At 69.9% G+C, this 16,831-nt stretch carries 20 protein-coding genes and 1 tRNA gene; 10 read left to right on the top strand and 11 right to left on the bottom strand.

The window, feature by feature from the left end; genetic code table 11:
• The first annotated feature begins 89 nt into the window (after positions 1–89).
• Together AC2D8W_RS05785 and AC2D8W_RS05780 are read left to right on the top strand one after the other, a co-directional pair.
• Positions 90–728: a hypothetical protein gene (locus AC2D8W_RS05785; RefSeq protein ID WP_484670735.1), complete on the top strand. Its 639-nt coding sequence runs from the start codon at positions 90–92 to the stop codon at positions 726–728.
• 53 nt (positions 729–781) lie between these two features.
• On the top strand, positions 782–1,453 hold the full coding sequence (locus AC2D8W_RS05780) for a hypothetical protein (protein WP_484670734.1): 672 nt from the start codon (positions 782–784) through the stop codon (positions 1,451–1,453).
• A gap of 48 nt (positions 1,454–1,501) precedes the next feature.
• Here the strand turns inward: AC2D8W_RS05780 and AC2D8W_RS05775 are convergent, their stop codons facing one another.
• From AC2D8W_RS05775 to AC2D8W_RS05765, 3 genes are read right to left on the bottom strand one after another with little or no spacing between them, the layout of a single operon-like run.
• Positions 1,502–2,035: a hypothetical protein gene (locus AC2D8W_RS05775; protein WP_484670733.1), complete on the bottom strand. Its 534-nt coding sequence runs from the start codon at positions 2,033–2,035 to the stop codon at positions 1,502–1,504.
• 12 nt (positions 2,036–2,047) lie between these two features.
• A complete protein-coding gene (locus AC2D8W_RS05770) occupies positions 2,048–2,575 on the bottom strand; it encodes a hypothetical protein (RefSeq protein WP_293481413.1) in 528 nt (175 codons plus the stop codon).
• Positions 2,576–2,621: 46 nt separating this feature from the next.
• On the bottom strand, positions 2,622–4,670 hold the full coding sequence (locus AC2D8W_RS05765) for a M13 family metallopeptidase (RefSeq protein WP_484670732.1): 2,049 nt from the start codon (positions 4,668–4,670) through the stop codon (positions 2,622–2,624).
• Positions 4,671–4,890: 220 nt separating this feature from the next.
• Here AC2D8W_RS05765 and AC2D8W_RS05760 point away from each other — a divergent pair, with 220 nt between their 5' ends.
• The 4 genes from AC2D8W_RS05760 to AC2D8W_RS05745 are packed head-to-tail and all read left to right on the top strand — an operon-like array spanning position 4,891 to position 7,346.
• Complete coding sequence (locus AC2D8W_RS05760) at positions 4,891–5,223, top strand: hypothetical protein (protein ID WP_484670731.1); 333 nt, start codon at positions 4,891–4,893, stop codon at positions 5,221–5,223.
• The gene (locus AC2D8W_RS05755; protein WP_484670730.1) at positions 5,223–5,954 is read left to right on the top strand and encodes a hypothetical protein; all 732 of its coding nucleotides are present in this window, start codon (positions 5,223–5,225) and stop codon (positions 5,952–5,954) included. Before AC2D8W_RS05760 ends, AC2D8W_RS05755 begins: the two co-directional genes overlap by 1 nt.
• 51 nt (positions 5,955–6,005) lie before the next feature.
• Positions 6,006–6,425: an META domain-containing protein gene (locus AC2D8W_RS05750; protein WP_484670729.1), complete on the top strand. Its 420-nt coding sequence runs from the start codon at positions 6,006–6,008 to the stop codon at positions 6,423–6,425.
• 39 nt (positions 6,426–6,464) lie between these two features.
• On the top strand, positions 6,465–7,346 hold the full coding sequence (locus AC2D8W_RS05745; RefSeq protein WP_484670728.1) for a CPBP family intramembrane glutamic endopeptidase: 882 nt from the start codon (positions 6,465–6,467) through the stop codon (positions 7,344–7,346).
• A 100-nt stretch (positions 7,347–7,446) separates the two neighbouring features.
• On the opposite strand, the gene AC2D8W_RS05740 is transcribed toward AC2D8W_RS05745, so the two are convergent.
• Positions 7,447–7,532: transfer RNA gene (locus AC2D8W_RS05740), tRNA-Leu, on the bottom strand.
• Positions 7,533–7,654: 122 nt separating this feature from the next.
• On the opposite strand from AC2D8W_RS05740, the gene AC2D8W_RS05735 reads away from it, so the two are divergent.
• From AC2D8W_RS05735 to AC2D8W_RS05725, 3 genes are all read left to right on the top strand, one after another.
• A complete protein-coding gene (locus AC2D8W_RS05735) occupies positions 7,655–7,987 on the top strand; it encodes a FeoA family protein (protein WP_293483083.1) in 333 nt (110 codons plus the stop codon).
• A complete protein-coding gene (gene feoB / locus AC2D8W_RS05730) occupies positions 7,984–9,858 on the top strand; it encodes a ferrous iron transporter B (protein ID WP_484670727.1) in 1,875 nt (624 codons plus the stop codon). The genes AC2D8W_RS05735 and feoB overlap by 4 nt, the downstream gene beginning before the upstream one ends.
• A gap of 89 nt (positions 9,859–9,947) precedes the next feature.
• Positions 9,948–10,268, top strand: a complete 321-nt coding sequence (locus AC2D8W_RS05725) for a hypothetical protein (RefSeq protein WP_484670726.1) — start codon at positions 9,948–9,950, stop codon at positions 10,266–10,268.
• An 18-nt stretch (positions 10,269–10,286) separates the two neighbouring features.
• On the opposite strand, the gene AC2D8W_RS05720 is transcribed toward AC2D8W_RS05725, so the two are convergent.
• The 7 genes from AC2D8W_RS05720 to AC2D8W_RS05690 all read right to left on the bottom strand — a co-directional run bounded on the left by AC2D8W_RS05720 (position 10,287) and on the right by AC2D8W_RS05690 (position 16,051).
• Complete coding sequence (locus AC2D8W_RS05720; protein WP_293483079.1) at positions 10,287–10,796, bottom strand: MarR family winged helix-turn-helix transcriptional regulator; 510 nt, start codon at positions 10,794–10,796, stop codon at positions 10,287–10,289.
• Positions 10,793–11,797, bottom strand: coding sequence for a fumarylacetoacetate hydrolase family protein (locus tag AC2D8W_RS05715; protein WP_484670725.1), 1,005 nt, complete (start codon positions 11,795–11,797; stop codon positions 10,793–10,795). Before AC2D8W_RS05715 ends, AC2D8W_RS05720 begins: the two co-directional genes overlap by 4 nt.
• Entirely contained in the window at positions 11,794–12,069 is a 276-nt protein-coding gene (locus tag AC2D8W_RS05710; protein WP_293483077.1) for a hypothetical protein, read from the bottom strand. Before AC2D8W_RS05710 ends, AC2D8W_RS05715 begins: the two co-directional genes overlap by 4 nt.
• Positions 12,066–13,199 carry a homogentisate 1,2-dioxygenase gene (locus AC2D8W_RS05705; RefSeq protein ID WP_293483076.1) on the bottom strand — a complete coding sequence of 378 codons (1,134 nt, stop codon included), beginning with the start codon at positions 13,197–13,199 and terminating at the stop codon, positions 12,066–12,068. Before AC2D8W_RS05705 ends, AC2D8W_RS05710 begins: the two co-directional genes overlap by 4 nt.
• Before the next feature lies 1 nt (position 13,200).
• Positions 13,201–14,190: an isoaspartyl peptidase/L-asparaginase family protein gene (locus AC2D8W_RS05700; protein ID WP_484670724.1), complete on the bottom strand. Its 990-nt coding sequence runs from the start codon at positions 14,188–14,190 to the stop codon at positions 13,201–13,203.
• A 31-nt stretch (positions 14,191–14,221) separates the two neighbouring features.
• On the bottom strand, positions 14,222–15,325 hold the full coding sequence (gene hppD / locus AC2D8W_RS05695) for a 4-hydroxyphenylpyruvate dioxygenase (protein WP_484670723.1): 1,104 nt from the start codon (positions 15,323–15,325) through the stop codon (positions 14,222–14,224).
• A gap of 135 nt (positions 15,326–15,460) precedes the next feature.
• Positions 15,461–16,051: a PEPxxWA-CTERM sorting domain-containing protein gene (locus tag AC2D8W_RS05690; RefSeq protein WP_484670722.1), complete on the bottom strand. Its 591-nt coding sequence runs from the start codon at positions 16,049–16,051 to the stop codon at positions 15,461–15,463.
• A 172-nt stretch (positions 16,052–16,223) separates the two neighbouring features.
• Between AC2D8W_RS05690 and AC2D8W_RS05685 the strand changes: the two genes are divergently transcribed.
• Positions 16,224–16,802 (top strand): YqaA family protein, encoded by a 579-nt coding sequence (locus AC2D8W_RS05685; RefSeq protein WP_484670721.1) that lies wholly within the window; start codon positions 16,224–16,226, stop codon positions 16,800–16,802.
• Positions 16,803–16,831 lie beyond the last annotated feature (29 nt).

The raw sequence follows: 16,831 nt of genomic DNA, 5'->3' as shown, positions 1-16,831 counted from the left end.
TCGAGCAAACGCTTGTGGGCAAAGGCGTTGCGAGAGCTCCGCCCTCTGCCGTAACTGATAACTCCGGTATGTCATCTTGGGGCGCAGTCGTGGCCGGGTACAACCGGGCGACGATGGCAAGCGACCCGATCCGGGTAACTCGACGACGAGATGGGGGTCAGCAAATGCCGCAAACGCCGATTGCCACCGGGCGGGCGGGGGTCGAGCCCGACGGCCAGATCGCCAGGCTTGTCGCGCGCCTGGCCATGGAGCATTTCCTCCGCACCCTGCAAGGGCTGTCCGCCATGCACCCCGGCGAAGACCTGCTGACCGTGCTGGTGCATCGCGCGATCGTGACGGCCAACCTGGCCCACCTCGATGTCGACCCGGCCGCGCGTCAGTTCGCGACGCTGGCCGCAGCGCCGCCCGACGAGGTTCGAAGGCCGGTCAGCGTCCGCGCCGTCGCCGCATCGATGGGCGTTCCATTGGAGACGGTGCGTCGCCGGACCAGCCGCCTGATCGAACTGGGCCTCTGCCGCCGGGTGAAAGGCGGCCTCATCGTGCCGGCCGCCACGCTCGAGGGTCCGGACGCCGAGAGCGCCCTGCTGGGCAACATGGCCGGCCTGCGGCGACTGATCTGGCGCCTGCAGAGCGCCGGGTTCCGTCTCAGCGGCGCCCCGCATCCCGCGGCGGAAGGAGACACAGCCGTGGCGGAACACGTCAATGGCGAGCGAGGCGAAGCCAGATAAAGCTGCAGTTGGCGGGGCATGGACACCTGCCCCATGGTTCGGAGAGTTGCTGCATGGACCTGATGAGGATCATCCGGTCTTTCGAGGAATTCATCTACGAGGTGATGACCTGGCTGCTCTTCTACCCGAGAACCCTTTTTCGGATACTCATAAACCCGGTCAATACATTCGATTATGCCATAGACGAGCAATCGGATGCGCCCGAGGATCAGTACTCGGACACGCTGAGCCCGCCACTGTTTCTGATGCTTACGGTCGTGCTCTGCTACATCCTGGAACGAACGGCGCACCTCGCGCCGTCCGCCACGACCGGGCTCGCCGGCCAACTCATGAAGTCCACCCAGGGCACGCTGGCCACCCGCTCGCTCCTCTACGCGATCTTCCCGCTGGTGTTCGCCGCCGAGTACGTGCGCCTCAAGGGCCTGCCGCTGACCCGGCAGACGCTTCGTCCCGCCTTCTTCAGCCAGTGCTTCGCCGCCGGGGGCTTCGTGCTCATGGTCGCAACCGGGGTGATCGTTCTGCGCCTGCACAGCCCGCCCGCCATCGGCGCCAGCATCATGTCCGCCGGGGCGCTCTGGTATCTGGCCGCCAACGCATTCTGGTTCCGACGCTCGTTCGGGCTGAGTTCGCTGCGCGCCGCACTGCTGGCCCTGCGCGGATTCATGCTCGCCACGGCCATCATCAGCGCGGTCGCGCTGGCGATCACGATGTCGTCGCTGAACTGAGGCGCCCCGCAGGCGGCGCGGCGATCGCGGTCGCCGCGCCGCCCGCCGTCAGGGCTTCGCCGGTGCGGCCGGCGGCTCGGTCGGCAGTGGCGCCGTGGAAGGCGCGGACGGCGCGCCCGCGGCGAACAGGTGGGTCTCCGGCGCACCGCCCTGCAGCTTCTTGGCGTCGTCGCAGAAGGCCGCCTTGTCCTCCACATGCGACCCGATCAGGGCGCCGCTGCTCATGCCGAGGAACATCAGCAGGGCCTCGTGCTGGGAGCGCTTCTGAGCCTCGGTGGCGTCGGCCGGGCCGAGCGCAAGCGTGGCCTCGACGGCGCGTCCGAGCTTCTGCGCGTCGACCTCCAGGTCGGCGCACAGCGCGGAGGCCGCCATGTAGTAGCCCATGTTGAGGATGCGGCCCTGCTGCTCGGCGTTGAACGAATGGGCCATCAGCCCGGTCACCACGTGGCCGGTCTCGACCCGGGCGGCGTCACGCCCGGTCGGTGCGGACGCCGACCCTGGGGCGTCCGGCGCCTTGGCCGGCGAGCAACCGGCCAGAATGGCCAGGCCCGAGACGAGCGCGAGATGTCGGATAGGATGCATGTTCGCGCTCTCCTAGTAGCGATACTTGAATTCGCGGTTGGTCCAGTAGGCCGAGTAGCCGCGGCCTCGCTCGTAGCAGGTCCGCTGGGCGGGATAGCAATCGACCCCCCGGTCGGGCGAATACGGACGGCTGCTGCCGCCGTAGTCGTCGTCGCGGTCGCGGTCGCGGTCCTTCTTGCTCTTGGCGGCCGCAGCGGCGAGGAGGCCGACGGCGAGCGCGCCCGCGACGATGGCCGTGGAGTTGTCCTTCTTCTTGCCGCCGCCGCCACGCGACAGGTTGCAGTCGCCGGACGACCGGCTCTCGACATCGCGGTAGCGTCCGTTCGAGACGTAGAGGCTGATGCACTCGCGTCCCCGCTCGCGCCACCAGAGCTGCTCGCCGCCCTCGTTGTGATCGAAGACATAGCCCCGGGCCGCGAGGCTTCCTTCGGCCTGGCCGGCCTTGGCGCCGATCAGATCCATAGGCTGGGCCAGCGCGGGCCCGGCGATCATTCCGGCGATCACCGCGCCGACCAGTATCGGCCGCCTGTGTTTCAGCATGCTCGTCTCCTTGTGCAGTCTCGCTTCATCTTCGCGCTCGCGTTCATCACCAGATCCGCACGCGCTCCTCGGGCGGCAGGTAGAGCTTTGCGTCGGGCGGCGCCCCGAAGGCCGCGTACCAGGCGTCCAGGTTCCGCACGATGCCGTTGGTCCGGAACTCGCCCGGGCTGTGATTGTCCGTCAGGGCGCGGCGTCGGATGTCCTCGGGCGTCGAGAGCGACCGCCAGATCTGGGCCCACGACAGGAAAAACCGCTGGTCGCCGGTGAAGCCGTCCAGCACCGGCGCGGCGCCGCCCTGCTGCTCACGGACGTGGCGGCGATAGGCGTCGTAGGCGATGGAGAGGCCGCCCAGGTCGCCGATGTTCTCGCCCAGCGTCAGCCTGCCGCTCAGCTTCACGCCGGGGGCCGGGGAATACTGATCGTACTGGGCCACCAGTCGGGCGGTGCGCTGCTCGAACTGCGCGCGGGACGCCGAGGTCCACCAGTCGCGGAGACGTCCATCCCCGTCCGACCGGCTGCCCTGGTCGTCGAAGGCATGGCCGAGCTCGTGGCCGATGACCGCGGCGATGGCCCCGTAGTTGACGGCGGGATCCGCGCCGGGATCGAAGAACGGTGGCTGCAGGATCCCGGCCGGGAAGGTGATCGAGTTGAAGACGGCCATGTAGCCGGCGTTCACTTCCTGCGGCGGGTAGGGCCACTCCCAGTCACGGCGGGGCGCGTTCAGCTGGGCCAACTCGTCGTCCAGCTTCCACCCCGCGATCCGACGCCGGTTGCCCACCAGGTCGTCGGGCGCGATCCGGATCGGGCTCAGGTCGTGCCAGCGGTCGGGGTACCCGATGTAGCTGACGATCTTGTCCAGCTTCGCCAGCGCCTCGGCGCGCGTGGCGTCGTCCATCCAGTCCAGGCGGCCGATGCGCTCGCGGTATGCGTCGCGCATGTAGCGGACCATCCGATCAATCTCGGCCTTGGATTCCGGTCGGAAGTACTGTCGGGCGTATATGCGGCCGATCTGCTCGGCCATGGCGGCATTGACGTCCTGCACCGTGCGATCCGCGAGCGGCCGGCGTTGCGGCACGCCCATCAGCCGCTTCTGGTGGAAGCCGAACGAGGCTTCCTGCCACGCCTCTCCGAGGTCGCCGGCCCATCCGTCCAGGACATGGAACAGCATGTAGCTGCGCCACGCCTCCAGGGGCGTTTCCGCGTACAGGCGCGCCAGCCGCTGGACGGCCGTGTTCGTCAGCAGGTTGTACTGCGCCGCCTTGTCGAGCTTCCGTTCCGCGAGGAAGACACGCCACTCGAAGCCCGGCGCGAAACGCTCGATCTCGTCCAGCGTCCTCAGGTCGTACATCTTGACCCGGTCGCGGGTTTCGACCCCGCTCCAGTGCGCCCGCGCGATGCCGACCTCGATCGCCAGCACCTCGTCGGCGCGCGCCTCCGGCCGGTCGACGCCGGCGCGGCGCATCAGGTCCGCGGCGTAGTCGCGAAGGGCGGCCCGATGGCCGACGTAGGGCTCCTCGGCGCCGAGGTAGTAGTCGCGGTCCGGCATGGTCAGCCCGCCCTGCGCGATGGCCGGAACGTGGCGGCGCGGGTTGCCAGGATCGAGAATCACGCCGGCCACGATGGGCGAGCCCTGGAAGGGCCGGCCCATCAGCCGGGCCAGATCTGCGCGAGTGCGGATCGCCCGGACGGCGTCCAGGTCCGCCCTGATGGGCTCCAGGCCCAGCGCGTTCAGTCGTGCGACGTCGGCCCGCGATCGCGCGAAGTCGGCGATCTGCTGCTCTGGCGAGCCTGCCGCGTGGGTTCCGCTGGAGACGCCTTCGATGACGGCCCGCACCTGCGTCTCGGTCCTTAGGTAAACCTCGGCGCCGACGTTCATCTCGGCCATGCCCGGCGGGATCCGCGCCCGGGCCAGCCAGCCTTCATTGACGTACCGGTAGAAGTCGTCGCCGGGGCGCACGGACTGCGACAGGCCCGTCAGGTCGACGCCCCATGCGCCGGTCGCCGGCCTCGGCTGCGCGGGCGCAGGACCAGCCTGCACGGCGGCCAAGGCCACCGCGAACACCGCCCCCACGACCAACTGACCCGATCTTGGCATCCCGGGCAGCTTCGGGACGCGGCGCGGCAATGCCTATGGCGGGGCGCGCCATCGTTGAGACGAAGCCCGCCAGTCTTGGCGGCGGCGCATCGCGTCACAACCCTGGCGGACGCCGCACTAGGACGCGCTGTCGCATTGCCGGATGATCGGGCCACGGCTCGGCGGTTGCGCACGGCCTGGGAAACGAGGCGTTGGGGCTTTGCACGTCAGGACCAAGCCGTTGAGCGAGCCTGTTCGCCTGGCGTCGCCGCCCCGCCAGAAGCGCCGAACCTGCGATGAGGCCGGCGCGGGTCGGCTCCGCTTCGATGCGCACTACGAAGCCATCGTCGAGCGCGCCTTCGCATTGGCCGAGACCGGGCTCTTCGTCTCTCTGGCCAGCCTGAAGCAGCAGCTGAAGCGCGAAGGGTTCGTCGCCGTCGAGACCGCGCTGCGCGGCACGCACGACCGCCGGGATCTGCGCGCCCTCTGCGCAACCGCCGTCGACATGCGCCGTGGGGATCAGCCGGCGGCCCCGCGCGTCGGCGAACCGTCGGCCAGATTCAGGAACGTCTGATGCCCAGAACCGCTATCGTCGCGCTCGCCGGGCTCGCTCTGGCCATGGCCTCGGGGGCCACGGCTCAGGCCCCGCGCAGCGAACGCGTCCAGTTCGCCCGGGGAACCAGTTCGAAGACGATCGTGGGCCAGATCCGCGGCGACGCCACGGTGGAGTATGTGGTCGGCGCGAAGGCCGGGCAGACACTGAACGTCACGCTGAAATCCAGCAACGGCGCCAACTATTTCAACATCTGGGCGCCGGGCGCGACCCCGGGCTCCGACGCCGCCCTGGCGACCAGCGACCTCTCGGACAACCGGGTCAGCCGCCGCCTTCCCGCGTCGGGCGACTATCGGGTCCAGGTCTATCTGATGCGGAGCGCCGCGCGGCGCAACGAGCTGGCGAACTACACGCTGACGATCGGCGTCACGGGAGCTGCTGCAGCCGCCGATGCGAAGGTGGCCGGCACGCAGTACAATGCGACGGCCGAGGTCGGCTGCGCGATCGGTGCGGGCGCGCCGCTGGGGCGCTGCAAGGCCGGCGTGATGCGGTTCGCCGGAGGCGAGGCCACGGTGGAGATAACGCTGCCGTCGGGCGGCAAGCGCCACATCTACTTCGCGGGCGGCCGGGCCACCTCTTCCGACGCGATGTCGGGCGCCTTCAAGGCCACCAAGGATGGGGACCTCAACCGGATCGCCATCGGCGCGACCGAACGCTACGAGTTCCCCGACGCCTTCGTCGTGGGCGGCTGACGCTGGCGCATGATCCGCGGCGCCGGTCACCTCCGGACTCTCCTGCCGGCGATGCTTCTCCTCGCGGCCTGCGCCCCTGCGCGACTCCAGGCGCCCGACGGCGAGAACCCGGCGCTGGGCGGCACACGGTGGCGGCTGGTCGCCTTCCAATCCATGGACGACGCCCAGGGCCGCACGACCCCGACGGAGCCGGACCGCTACACGATCTTCTTCGGCCCGGATGGGCGCGCGGCCCTGCAGCTGGACTGCAACCGGGGCTGGGCGCCCTGGAAGGCCGCTCCCTCCGGCGCCGGCGGATCCCTCGCCGTGGGACCGCTTGCGACCACGCGCATGAGCTGCCCCCCGCCGTCGATGGGCTCGCTGCTCGAGACTCAACTGCCCTACGTGCGCAGCTACACGCTGGCGGACGGACGGCTGCACATGGCCCTGATGGCGGACGGCGGAATCCTCACCTGGGAGCCTGTCCGATAGCGCCGCCGACCGCAGGCCCAAACCCAAGGAAGTCCTGACATGCCCAGCTCGACGGTCGCTCCGAAGCCGCTCTGGTTGCGGGTCCTTCAGTTCCCGCTGACGCGGCTTGTCGTGCTGGGAACGATCGTCTTCTTCTCGATGACCACGAACAACGGCTTCATGGAGACCTACAAGGCCAGCCCCGCCACGGCCATCGCCATCACCGTGGCGATGGGCGCGCTGGCCATGGCCGTCTACATCGCCTGGGGCCGGTTCATCGAGGGCCGCGAAGTGAGCGAGCTTTCCCCGCGAGGCCTGGGCCGGGAATGGGCCATCGGGGCGTTGATCGGCGCGGGGCTCTACAGCGCCTGTGTGCTGATCCTCATGATGCTCGGCATGTATCGCGTCGACGGCCTCAACCCGTGGTCCTTCCTGATCCCGGCCATACCGATGGCCCTCAGCTCGGGGCTCTTTGAGGAGCTTTTCTTTCGCGGCGTGATGTTCAAGTCGGTGGAGGACCTGTTCGGCAGCTGGGCGGCGCTGCTGGTGTCGTCTCTCGTGTTCGGCCTGGTGCACCTTCTCAATCCCGCCGGGACGATCGAGGGCGCGATCTACATCAGCATCGAGGCCGGGCTGCTGTTGGCGGCCGCCTATCTCGTCACGCGCAGGCTCTGGATGAGCATCGGATTCCACATGTCGTGGAACTACACCCAGTCCGCCGTCTTCTCGGGCATCGTCTCCGGCGGAGTCACCGACCCCGGGCTGATCCGCGACACGATCGAGGGGCCGGACCTGCTCACCGGAGGCAGCTTCGGACTGGAATCGTCGGTCATCGCCCTGGTGCTTTGCACCACCACCGGCTTGGTCCTGCTGACGCTGGCCCTGCGGCGCGGCCACATCCTGCCGCCGCCCTGGCGGCGGGCGACCGCCGCGGCGGCGTAAGGATCCACGCGCGAGCCGGCCGACCCGCGGCGATTTCCTCCACGCCGCGTCGCAAGCGAGCCCCCAGGGGTGGCCCTCGATGCACCGCGACCACCCGCGATGGTGCCCCAGGCCGGACTCGAACCAGCACTCCCTCGCGGAAAGCAGATTTTGAGTCTGCCGCGTCTACCATTTCGCCACTGGGGCAGCGGCGGCGAACATAGGGGGACGGGCGCCCGCGTCAACGCGAGCCTTGCGTCGGAGAGGCTGCGCGCATACCTGATAATCGTTCGCAAGTTTCGCGGGCGGCGTCGGCGGGATCCACGCGAATGCACGACATGGCGGCCGAGGCGAGGGGCGGAGCGGACGCCGTCCTGGCGGGCAGCGTTTCGCTGTCCACGGTGCAGCCGGGCGACCGCGGGGTGATCGTCGAGGTGCGGGCCGACCAGAGCGGCGGCCACGGCGTGGACGAGTCCGAGCTGGAACGGCGGCTGCTCGAATTCGGCTTCGTCGAGGGCGCGCGGGTCGAGCTCCTGCACCAGGGGCTGATCAAGGGCGATCCCATCGCCGTCCGCGTCGACGACATGCGCGTGGCGCTGCGCCGGCGCGACGCGCAGCACGTCTGGGTCCGCATCGAGCGTCCGGAAGACGCGGCGCGATGAGCGAGGGCGTCCTGCGGCCGACGCGCGTGGCGCTGGTCGGCAATCCCAACACCGGCAAGACCGCGCTGTTCAACGCGCTCACCGGCAGCCGCCAGAAGGTGGCCAACTACGCCGGCGTCACCGTCGAGCGGAAGGAGGGCACGCTGACCACGCCCGCCGGCCGCACGCTTTCGGTCCTGGACCTCCCCGGCACCTATTCCCTGCGCGCCCGCAGTCCGGACGAGGCGGTCACGCGCGACGCCGTGCTGGGCCGCCTGGCGGGCGAGCATGAGCCCGACGTGGTGCTGGCGGTGGCGGACGCCACGAACCTGCGGCTCGTGCTGCGCCTGATCCTGGAGCTGAGAGCCGTGGGCCGGCCCATGGTTCTGGCGCTCAACATGTACGACATCGCCCAGCGCCAGGGCCTGCGGATCGATCTCGACGGCCTGAGCCGCGAGCTGGGCTGCCCGATCGTCACCACCGTGGCGACCCGCAAGCGCGGCATCGACGACCTCACCGCGAAGGTGGACGAGCTGCTGGCCGCGGGCGCGCTGGCCGGGGCCAACACCTGGCGCGAGCCCACCGCCGCCGAGATCCGCGGGGCGCACCGCGAGGCGCAACGTATCCTGAAGACCTACGTCCGTCCGCCCGAGCGTCCCGACACGGTGACCGGCAAGGTGGACGCCGTGCTGCTGCATCCCGTCGCCGGGCTGGCGATCCTGCTCGGGCTGCTGTTCCTGATGTTCCAGGCCGTGTTCACCTGGGCCGGGCCGCCCGCGGACGCCATCGAGGCGGGAGTCGGCTGGCTGGGCGCGCAGGCGGCGAACCTGCTGCCGGACGGCCTGCTCGAGAGCCTGATCGTCGACGGCCTCTTCGCCGGGGTCGGCAGCGTGCTGGTGTTCCTGCCGCAGATCCTGGTGCTCTTCCTCTTCATCATCCTGCTCGAGGACTTCGGGTACATGGCCCGGGCGGCGTTCCTCATGGACCGCATCATGGGCGGCGCCGGCCTGCACGGCCGCGCCTTCATCCCGCTGCTGTCCAGCTTCGCCTGCGCGATCCCGGGCATCATGTCGGCCCGGGTCATCGACCAGAAGCGCGACCGGATGACGACGATCCTGGTGGCGCCGCTCATGACGTGCTCGGCGCGCATCCCGGTCTACACGCTGATCATCGCCGCCTTCATCCCGGACCGCACGGTGGGCCCGGGACTCAACCTGCAGGGCCTCGTGATGTTCGGCCTGTACGCCGCCGGCATCGCCAGCGCGCTGGCGGTCTCGTTCGTCATCCGCAAGGTGTTCTGGCGCGGCGCGGTCGAGCCGTTCCTCATGGAGCTGCCCACCTACAAGCTGCCCTCGGCCGAGAACGTGCTGCGCAACCTGCTGCAGCGGGCGCAGATCTTCCTGTCACGGGCCGGGCGGATCATCCTGCCGCTGATGGTGCTGGTGTGGGTCCTCTCGACGTTCCCGGCGCCGCCGGCCGGCGCGACCGGACCGGCGATCGACTACAGCTTCGCGGGCATGATCGGCCACGCGATCCAGCCGCTGTTCGCCCCGATCGGCTTCAACTGGCAGATGGTCGTGGCGCTGATCCCGGGCTTCGCGGCCCGCGAGGTCGCGGTGGCCGCGCTGGGCACGGTCTATGCGATCGGCGACGCCGAGGCGAACGTGGGCGCGCTGGGCGCACGCCTTGCCGAGAGCTGGAGCCTGGCCACGGGCCTGTCCTTCCTGGCCTGGTACATCTTCGCGCCGCAGTGCGTGGCGACGCTGGGGGTGGTGAAGCGCGAGACCAACTCGTGGGGCTGGATGGGCGTGATGTTCCTCTACATGGTCACGCTGGCCTACCTCGCGTCGTTGCTGGTCTACCACACGGCCGTGGCGCTGGGGGCCGGCTGACCGCCTTCCACCCGAGGTTGCGTTAACCGCCCTTTTTCCGTGTGCCTTAACCCGGTCGTAAATCAGACCGGGGAATTCTCGCGGCTACCATGCAGAACCAGCTGGAAATCGCCCAGGACGCCGCTCCGGCCAGGAAGACCGTCAAGGTCAAGCAGACCCTGTGCCGCCGCGTCCGTGAGGCCCTGCTGTCGCTCGGCGGCGAAGCGCACCGGACGATGGTGATCGAGCAAGTGGCCCGCAACCTCGGCCACGATGTCCGTCAGATCCCGGAAGAGCTGCAGGAGCAGCTCATCCACTCGTTCGAGGAGACCTGGCGCGACGAGCGCAAGCGGGCGACGTACGGCTTCCACCTGCCGTTCGGCGAAGGCTCCCACCGCTGGGGCGTCCGCACCGAGGCCATGGCGGCCTGAGGCAAGGATCAGCGAAGCCTAGAGGCCTGCTGCAGGCGGGGCGCCGTCGCCCGCCAGCTGGCCCGCGGCGCTCTGCAGGCGGCCCAGCAGGCGCTTGAGCAGGGCCACCTCGTCCGGGGCCAGGCCCGAGATCAGCGCCGCCTCGTAGGCCAGCGCCAGCGGCGCAATCTCCGCGTAGAGGCTTCGGCCCTCATCGGTCAGCGCCAGGACGTGGCTGCGGCCGTCCGCCGCGTTCTCGGACCGGGCGACGAGATGACGCCTGACCAGCCCCTGGGCCGCGCGGCTGACCGTGACCTTGTCCATCACGGTCCGGGCGACGATCTGCACCTGCGAGAGCCCGCCATCCTCGGCCAGCACGCAGATCAGCCGCCACTGCGGGATCGTCAGCCCGAAGCGGTCCTCGTAGGCGCGGGCGATCAGGCCCGACACCGCGTTCGACGCGACCGAGAGGCGGTAGGGCAGATAGCCGTCCAGCTTCAGGACCGTGGCGCCGGCCGTCTCGCCGCCGCCTCCGCGAAGCGCGCTCATGCCGGGACCACCGACTGCTCGATGGCGCCGAAGATCGAATGGCGCCGGGCGTCCACCATCTGGATGCGCACCGTGTCGCCCGCCTTCAGGAACGGGGTCACCGGCTTGCCGCCGAGGATCGTCTCGACCGTGCGAACCTCCGCCAGGCACGAGTAGCCGACGCCGCCCTGGGCGATGGGCTTGCCGGGGCCCCCGTCGGGGTCGCGGTTCGAGACCGTGCCCGAGCCGATGATCGTGCCGGCCGACAGCGCCCGCGTCTTCGCGGCGTGGGCGATCAGCACGCCGAAGTCGAAGGTCATATCCACGCCGGCGTCCGCCTCGCCCAGGGGCTTGCCGTTCAGCTCGACCTCCAGCTTGCCGTGCAGCTTGCCGTCGCGAAAGTTCGGCAGGGCGTCGGGGGTCACGGCCACCGGCGAGAACGCGGACGCCGGCTTGGACTGGAAGAAGCCGAAGCCCTTGGCGAGCTCGTTCGGGATCAGGTTGCGCAGCGACACGTCGTTGCAGAGCATGACGAGCCGGATGGCGGCCAGCGCCTCCTCGCGGCTCGCGCCCATGGGCACGTCGCCCGTGACCACGGCGACCTCGCCCTCCAGGTCGCATCCCCAGGCCTCGTCCCCCAGCGGGATGGGATCGCGCGGCGCGAGGAAGCCGTCCGATCCGCCCTGGTACATGAGGGGGTCGGTCCAGAAGCTCTCGGGCATCTCGGCGGCGCGGGCCTGCCGCACGAGCGCCACGTGGTTCACATAGGCCGAGCCGTCGGCCCACTGGTAGGCGCGCGGCAGCGGGCTGGCCGCGTCGTGCTCGTGGAAGCGCGCCTTGGGCACCGAGCCGTGCTCGAGGCTCTCGGCCAGGCCGCGAAGCTCGGGCTCGCAGACGTCCCAGTCGTCCAGCGCGTCCTGGAGGGTGAACGCGATGCGGTCGGCCGGCGTGTACCAGGCGAGGTCGTTCGACACGACCACCAGGCGGCCGTCCCGGCCCCCCTTCAACGACGCCAGCTTCATGCGGTGTTCCCGTCCCTCGTTATCGTTCGCATCCGGCGTACGCCGGCTTCGTAGGCCTGTGGCTCGTACACGGTGACTTCCACGCGGATGTCACCGCCCGTCGCGCCTTCCCACATGTAGGCGCGTTCGAAACACACGTCCCGGCCGTCCGGCGTGAAGCCCTCGAACGTATCGCCCCAGGGCGTCACCTTGACCAGTTCCCGCCAGCCCAGCGTGAGCGCGCGGTCCAGTTCGTCCTCGGCCGCGGCGGCCAGGTCCTCGTCCCGGGTCATCCGCCCTTCCAGCTGTCCACGTAGGCGGGGTTCTCAACCGAGGCGGCGGCCTCGCCCACGTCCAGGGGATCGCGGGTGTCGATCATCACCGCGTACTCGTCGGTGGCGGGCTTGGGCTGGGCGAGCATGTTCTTCAGCGCCTTCGGGTGCGGTCCATGGGTGAAGCCGGACGGATGGAAGGTCATCATCCCGGCCTCGATGTGATCGCGGCTGAAGAAGTCGCCCGCGTGGTAGAACAACACCTCGTCGTAGTCGTCGTTGTTGTGGAAGAACGGGATCTTGATCGCCCCGGGATCGCTCTCGAACGGGCGAGGGGCGAAGGTGCAGACCACGAAGCGGTCGCTCACGAAGGTGGAGTGCACGCTGGGCGGCAGGTGGTAGCGATGGCTCACCACCGGGCGGATGTCCTTCACGTTGAGGCGCACCGGCGCGAGCTCCCCGTGCCAGCCGACCGCGTCCAGCGGATTGTAGGGATAGGTGACGGTCGACACCTGGCCGCGCTTCTTCACCTCGACGCGGTGATCGCCCGCCTCGGCCTGATGGTCGCGGAAGGCCTCGTCCATCGCCGGCGTGTCCAGCACCGCGGGGTCGAACAGGGCGTGGGGTCCCAGGATTCCGCGGTCCGGCAGGCGGAAGTGGGTGTTCGTGGCCTGGATCGTCAGGATCGCGGTGGGCTCGGCAGGGGCGAGCCGCCACATCGTTCCGCGCGGCAGGTAGAGGTAGTCGCCGGCCGCATAGGCGATGCGGCCGAAGTCGCAGAACAGGTCGCCCGCGCCCTGGTGCACGAAGAGCAGCTGGTCGCCGTCGGCGTTGCGCGCCAGCGCCGGCATCGGGGCCGCCAGCTTCCAGAAGCGCATCTCGCAGGCCGGGTTGTGCAGGATCACGCCCGCGGCCCAGGGCGAGGGCTCGGCGGCGTTCAGCCGGGCCAAGTCGAAGGCGCGGGGACGAAGCGGGCCCTCGAACGAGGTCCAGCCCGTCGGCGGGCGCGGATGGTAGAGAAAAGCGGCCGGCCCGAAGAAGCCCTCCTTCGACATCTCGCGCTCGTAGGCTCCCTCCGGCAGGTCGGCGTGCGCCTGGCGGGAATGTGCGCCCTGCGCGCCGCGGACCGGGATCCAGTCGCCCTTCGCCATGTCAGGCCTCGTCCTTGTAGATGCTCACGGTGAGCGGCTCGCGCTCGGCGATCCGGGCGCGGTACATGCCGTCGGTGCTGAAGCTCCACGCCATGCGGCCGTGGGGGTCGACCGCGATCACGCCGCCCTCGCCGCCCAGGCCCGACAGGTCCTCGTGCACGACGCGGTCGGCGGCCTGCTGCAGGGACAGGCCGGCATGCTCCACCAGCGCGCAGATGCGCTGCGCCACGCCCAGGCGGATGAAGTACTCGCCTGCGCCCGTGCAGGACACCGCTGCGGCCGTGTTGGCGGCGTAGGTCCCTGCCCCGATCAGCGGGCTGTCGCCCACGCGGCCCCAGCGCTTGGCGGTCGTGCCGCCGGTGGACGTGCCCGCGGCCACGTTGCCGCGCCGGTCCAGCGCGACGCAGCCGACCGTGCCCCGCTTGCCCTCGTCATGCGCCAGGGCCGCGCGCGCATCGACGCCGACGCCCTGCGGCCGCGGCGGGATGGGCAGCCCCAGCTTCCCCAGCGCCCGCTCCAGGCTGGCCCAGCGCGCCTCGGTGAAGAAGTGGCCGGGGTCCACCTGCTCCAGCCCTTGCATGCGGGCAAAGGCGTCGGCGCCCTCCCCGCCCAGCAGCACGTGATCCGAGCCGCCGATGACCGCCCTCGCGGCGGAGATGGGATGACGCGTCGTGGACAGCCCCGCGACGGCGCCCGCCGCCAGGGTCGCGCCGTCCATGATCGAGGCGTCCAGCTCGTTTCGCCCCTCCGCCGTGAAGGCCGCCCCGCGCCCGGCGTTGAACAGCGGGTCGTCCTCCAGCAGGCGCACGGTCGCCTCGACCGCATCCATGGCGGCGCCGCCCTCGCGCAGCACCTCGGCCCCGGCGTTCGCCGCGTCCCCCAGCGCCGCGCGGTAGGCGGCCTCCTGCTCGGGCGTCAGGCGCCCGCGCGGGATCGTCCCGGCGCCGCCGTGGCAGACCAGCGCCCAGCGGGGGTTCGGAGGCAGGCTCATGCCGACACCGTCTCAGCGCGCGGGGCGGCTGTCACCCCTTGGCCGGCAGCACGCCGCGGCGGATCTGGTCCAGCTCGATGGACTCGAACAGGGCCTTGAAGTTGCCCTCGCCGAAGCCTTCGTTGCCCTTCCGCTGGATGAGCTCGAAGAAGATCGGGCCGATCATGTTCTCGGTGAAGATCTGCAGCAGCAGGCCCTGGCCTTCGCTGGGCGCGCCGTCGATCAGGATGCGGTCGGCGCGCAGGCGGTTCACGTTCTCGCCATGGCCGGGCAGGCGCGCGTCTATGCCGTCGAAATAAGTGTCGATGGTGTCCTGGAAGCGCACGCCGCGGTCGCGCATGGCCTCCACGGATTCGTAGATGTCGTTCGTGCCCAGCGCGATGTGCTGGATCCCCTCGCCCTTGTAGTCCTTGAGGAATTCCTCGATCTGCGAGTGCTCGTCCTGGCTCTCGTTGAGCGGGATGCGGATCTTCCCGTCCGGGCTGGTCATGGCCTTCGAGACCAGCGCCGTCTGCTTTCCTTCAATGTCGAAGTACCGGATCTCGCGGAAGTTGAAGATGCGCTCGTAGAACTCCGCCCACCGCGCCATCTGGCCGCGATGGACGTTGTGGGTCAGGTGGTCCAGGTAGGTCAGCCCCACCTCGTTGGCCTTGCGGGCCTCCTCGGCGCCGGGGATAGGAACGAAGTCGACGTCGTAGATCTCCTGCGCGCCATAGCGGTCGACAAGGTAGAGGTTCGAGCCGCCGATCCCCTCGATGGCCGGGATGTTCAGCTCCATGGGGCCCACCGGGCCCTGCACGGGCTTGGCGCCGCGCTCCACCGCCAGCTTGAAGGCCCTCGCCGCGTCGCGGACGCGGAACGCCATGGCGTTCGCCGACGGCCCGTGCGCCGACCGGAACTCCGCGGCCTGGCCCGCCGGCTCCATGTTGAGGATGAAGTTGATGTCGCCCTGGCGGAAGCGCAGCACGTTCTTCGAACGGTGCCGGGCTGTCGCGGTGAAGCCCATCTTCTCGAACAAGCCCTTCAGCCGCTCGGGCTCGGGCGAGGTGAATTCCACGAACTCGAACCCGTCGGTGCCCAACGGGTTGTCGAAGAGGTCCCGGCTCTCGGCGGCGGTCTCGCGAACGTCGGTCATGGCGTGTCTCCGTGCGAGACAACTAGTATCATGTGAAACCATCTGGCGCCAGCGGCCGGGTCATGGCCACCGTCCGCGCGAGGCGGGACGCCACCGCCGGACCCGACGCCCCGAAGGTCCGGCGCGACGGGCCGGTCAGGCCGGCGCGATGCGCCGCCGGCTCCGCAGCATCGCGCCGGCGAGACCGAAGCCGGCGATCATCATCGACCAGACGGCCGGCTCCGGGACAACCGTCACATCAGCGGCCACCGAGCCCGTGTTGTCGGCGGTGAAGGTGTCCCAATAGAACAGCTTCAGCGTCCCGCTCGCCCAGGCGGCGCCTGAGAAGCTGGTCCCGAGCAGGCGGTAGCTTCCCGGCCCCGCCCCGATCTGTCCGACGAGGCTGCCATAGGGCGCCGAGAAGCCGCTCAGGGTCAAAAGGCCGAAGTCCGTGCCGATGAGCACGCCCGCCGCCTGGCCAGACTCATCCGAACCCGTGGCGGTCCGGTCGCCGGTCAGCCCATCGGCGTCCGACCAGCGAGGCAAGGCGCCCGCGCTCCACAGGTCGTCGGGTCCGACGCTCACGGTGAAGAGATCGCCGGCGTCCAGCACCACCGTGTCGAGGCCGGCGCCGGCTCCGCCGTCAGAAGAGTGCAGGAGCGCGTCCACGACGAAAACCGCCGCGCCCGCGCCAGACGCCACCGAAAGTCCCGACGCGAGTGCGGCGGCAGCGAGAAGTCGTTTCATGCGGACCTCCAGAGGAAATGCCCGCCCCAGCGGCGCCATTGGCGGCGCCCATCACACGCGTAAGTCAAGCTAGGTCTACTTCTGGATGAAAGAAGATCGACGGCGGCTGCAGCGGCGACAGCTGGGACGGCGACTGCTAGGCAGACGGGCAGAATCCAGGTCAGGGAGAGGCATGTTCCGCAAACTCTACGAATGGGTGATGGGCCTGGCGCGTTCGCGGCACGCCCCGGCCTCGCTGTTCGTGGTTTCGTTCGCGGAGAGCTCGTTCTTCCCGATTCCGCCCGACGTGATGCTGGCGCCGATGGTGCTGGCCAATCGAAACAAGGCGTTCGTCTACGCCGGGATCTGTACGATCGCCTCGGTGCTCGGCGGTCTGCTCGGCTACGCCATCGGCGTCTTCCTCGAGCCCGTCGGACAGTTCATCCTCAACGTGTTCGGCCACCCCGAGGGCAAGGCCGAGTTCCAGAAGTGGTTCGACGAATGGGGCCTGGGCGTGATCCTGGTGAAGGGCCTCACGCCCATCCCGTACAAGCTCGTGACCATCACGGCGGGCTTCGCGCAGTTCAGCCTCTTCACCTTCATCTGGGCCTCGATCGTGACCCGGGGGGCCCGCTTCTTCCTCGTGGCCGCGATCCTGAAGTACTTCGGACCGGCCATGCTCGAGGAGTTCGAGCGGCGTCTGAACCTCTATTCCGTGCTCCTCCTCATCCTGCTCGTGGGCGGGATCGTGGCGATCAAGGTCTTCCTCTAGCGAGGTGTTCCGGGCGATAAGCGCCGGCG

The organism is Phenylobacterium sp. T106 (genome assembly GCF_057219735.1).
This window is presented reverse-complemented; position numbering and strand designations above follow the sequence as displayed.

What these genes read in the sequence shown, in the direction of transcription:
- AC2D8W_RS05780 (WP_484670734.1), top strand. Translation starts at nt 782, where the DNA reads ATGGACCTGATGAGGATCATCCGGTCTTTCGAGGAATTCATCTACGAG.
- AC2D8W_RS05775 (WP_484670733.1), bottom strand. Translation starts at nt 2,035, where the DNA reads ATGCATCCTATCCGACATCTCGCGCTCGTCTCGGGCCTGGCCATTCTG.
- AC2D8W_RS05770 (WP_293481413.1), bottom strand. Translation starts at nt 2,575, where the DNA reads ATGCTGAAACACAGGCGGCCGATACTGGTCGGCGCGGTGATCGCCGGA.
- AC2D8W_RS05765 (WP_484670732.1), bottom strand. Translation starts at nt 4,670, where the DNA reads ATGCCAAGATCGGGTCAGTTGGTCGTGGGGGCGGTGTTCGCGGTGGCC.
- AC2D8W_RS05755 (WP_484670730.1), top strand. Translation starts at nt 5,223, where the DNA reads ATGCCCAGAACCGCTATCGTCGCGCTCGCCGGGCTCGCTCTGGCCATG.
- AC2D8W_RS05750 (WP_484670729.1), top strand. Translation starts at nt 6,006, where the DNA reads ATGCTTCTCCTCGCGGCCTGCGCCCCTGCGCGACTCCAGGCGCCCGAC.
- AC2D8W_RS05745 (WP_484670728.1), top strand. Translation starts at nt 6,465, where the DNA reads ATGCCCAGCTCGACGGTCGCTCCGAAGCCGCTCTGGTTGCGGGTCCTT.
- AC2D8W_RS05735 (WP_293483083.1), top strand. Translation starts at nt 7,655, where the DNA reads ATGCACGACATGGCGGCCGAGGCGAGGGGCGGAGCGGACGCCGTCCTG.
- feoB (WP_484670727.1), top strand. Translation starts at nt 7,984, where the DNA reads ATGAGCGAGGGCGTCCTGCGGCCGACGCGCGTGGCGCTGGTCGGCAAT.
- AC2D8W_RS05725 (WP_484670726.1), top strand. Translation starts at nt 9,948, where the DNA reads ATGCAGAACCAGCTGGAAATCGCCCAGGACGCCGCTCCGGCCAGGAAG.
- AC2D8W_RS05720 (WP_293483079.1), bottom strand. Translation starts at nt 10,796, where the DNA reads ATGAGCGCGCTTCGCGGAGGCGGCGGCGAGACGGCCGGCGCCACGGTC.
- AC2D8W_RS05715 (WP_484670725.1), bottom strand. Translation starts at nt 11,797, where the DNA reads ATGAAGCTGGCGTCGTTGAAGGGGGGCCGGGACGGCCGCCTGGTGGTC.
- AC2D8W_RS05710 (WP_293483077.1), bottom strand. Translation starts at nt 12,069, where the DNA reads ATGACCCGGGACGAGGACCTGGCCGCCGCGGCCGAGGACGAACTGGAC.
- AC2D8W_RS05705 (WP_293483076.1), bottom strand. Translation starts at nt 13,199, where the DNA reads ATGGCGAAGGGCGACTGGATCCCGGTCCGCGGCGCGCAGGGCGCACAT.
- AC2D8W_RS05700 (WP_484670724.1), bottom strand. Translation starts at nt 14,190, where the DNA reads ATGAGCCTGCCTCCGAACCCCCGCTGGGCGCTGGTCTGCCACGGCGGC.
- hppD (WP_484670723.1), bottom strand. Translation starts at nt 15,325, where the DNA reads ATGACCGACGTTCGCGAGACCGCCGCCGAGAGCCGGGACCTCTTCGAC.
- AC2D8W_RS05690 (WP_484670722.1), bottom strand. Translation starts at nt 16,051, where the DNA reads ATGAAACGACTTCTCGCTGCCGCCGCACTCGCGTCGGGACTTTCGGTG.
- AC2D8W_RS05685 (WP_484670721.1), top strand. Translation starts at nt 16,224, where the DNA reads ATGTTCCGCAAACTCTACGAATGGGTGATGGGCCTGGCGCGTTCGCGG.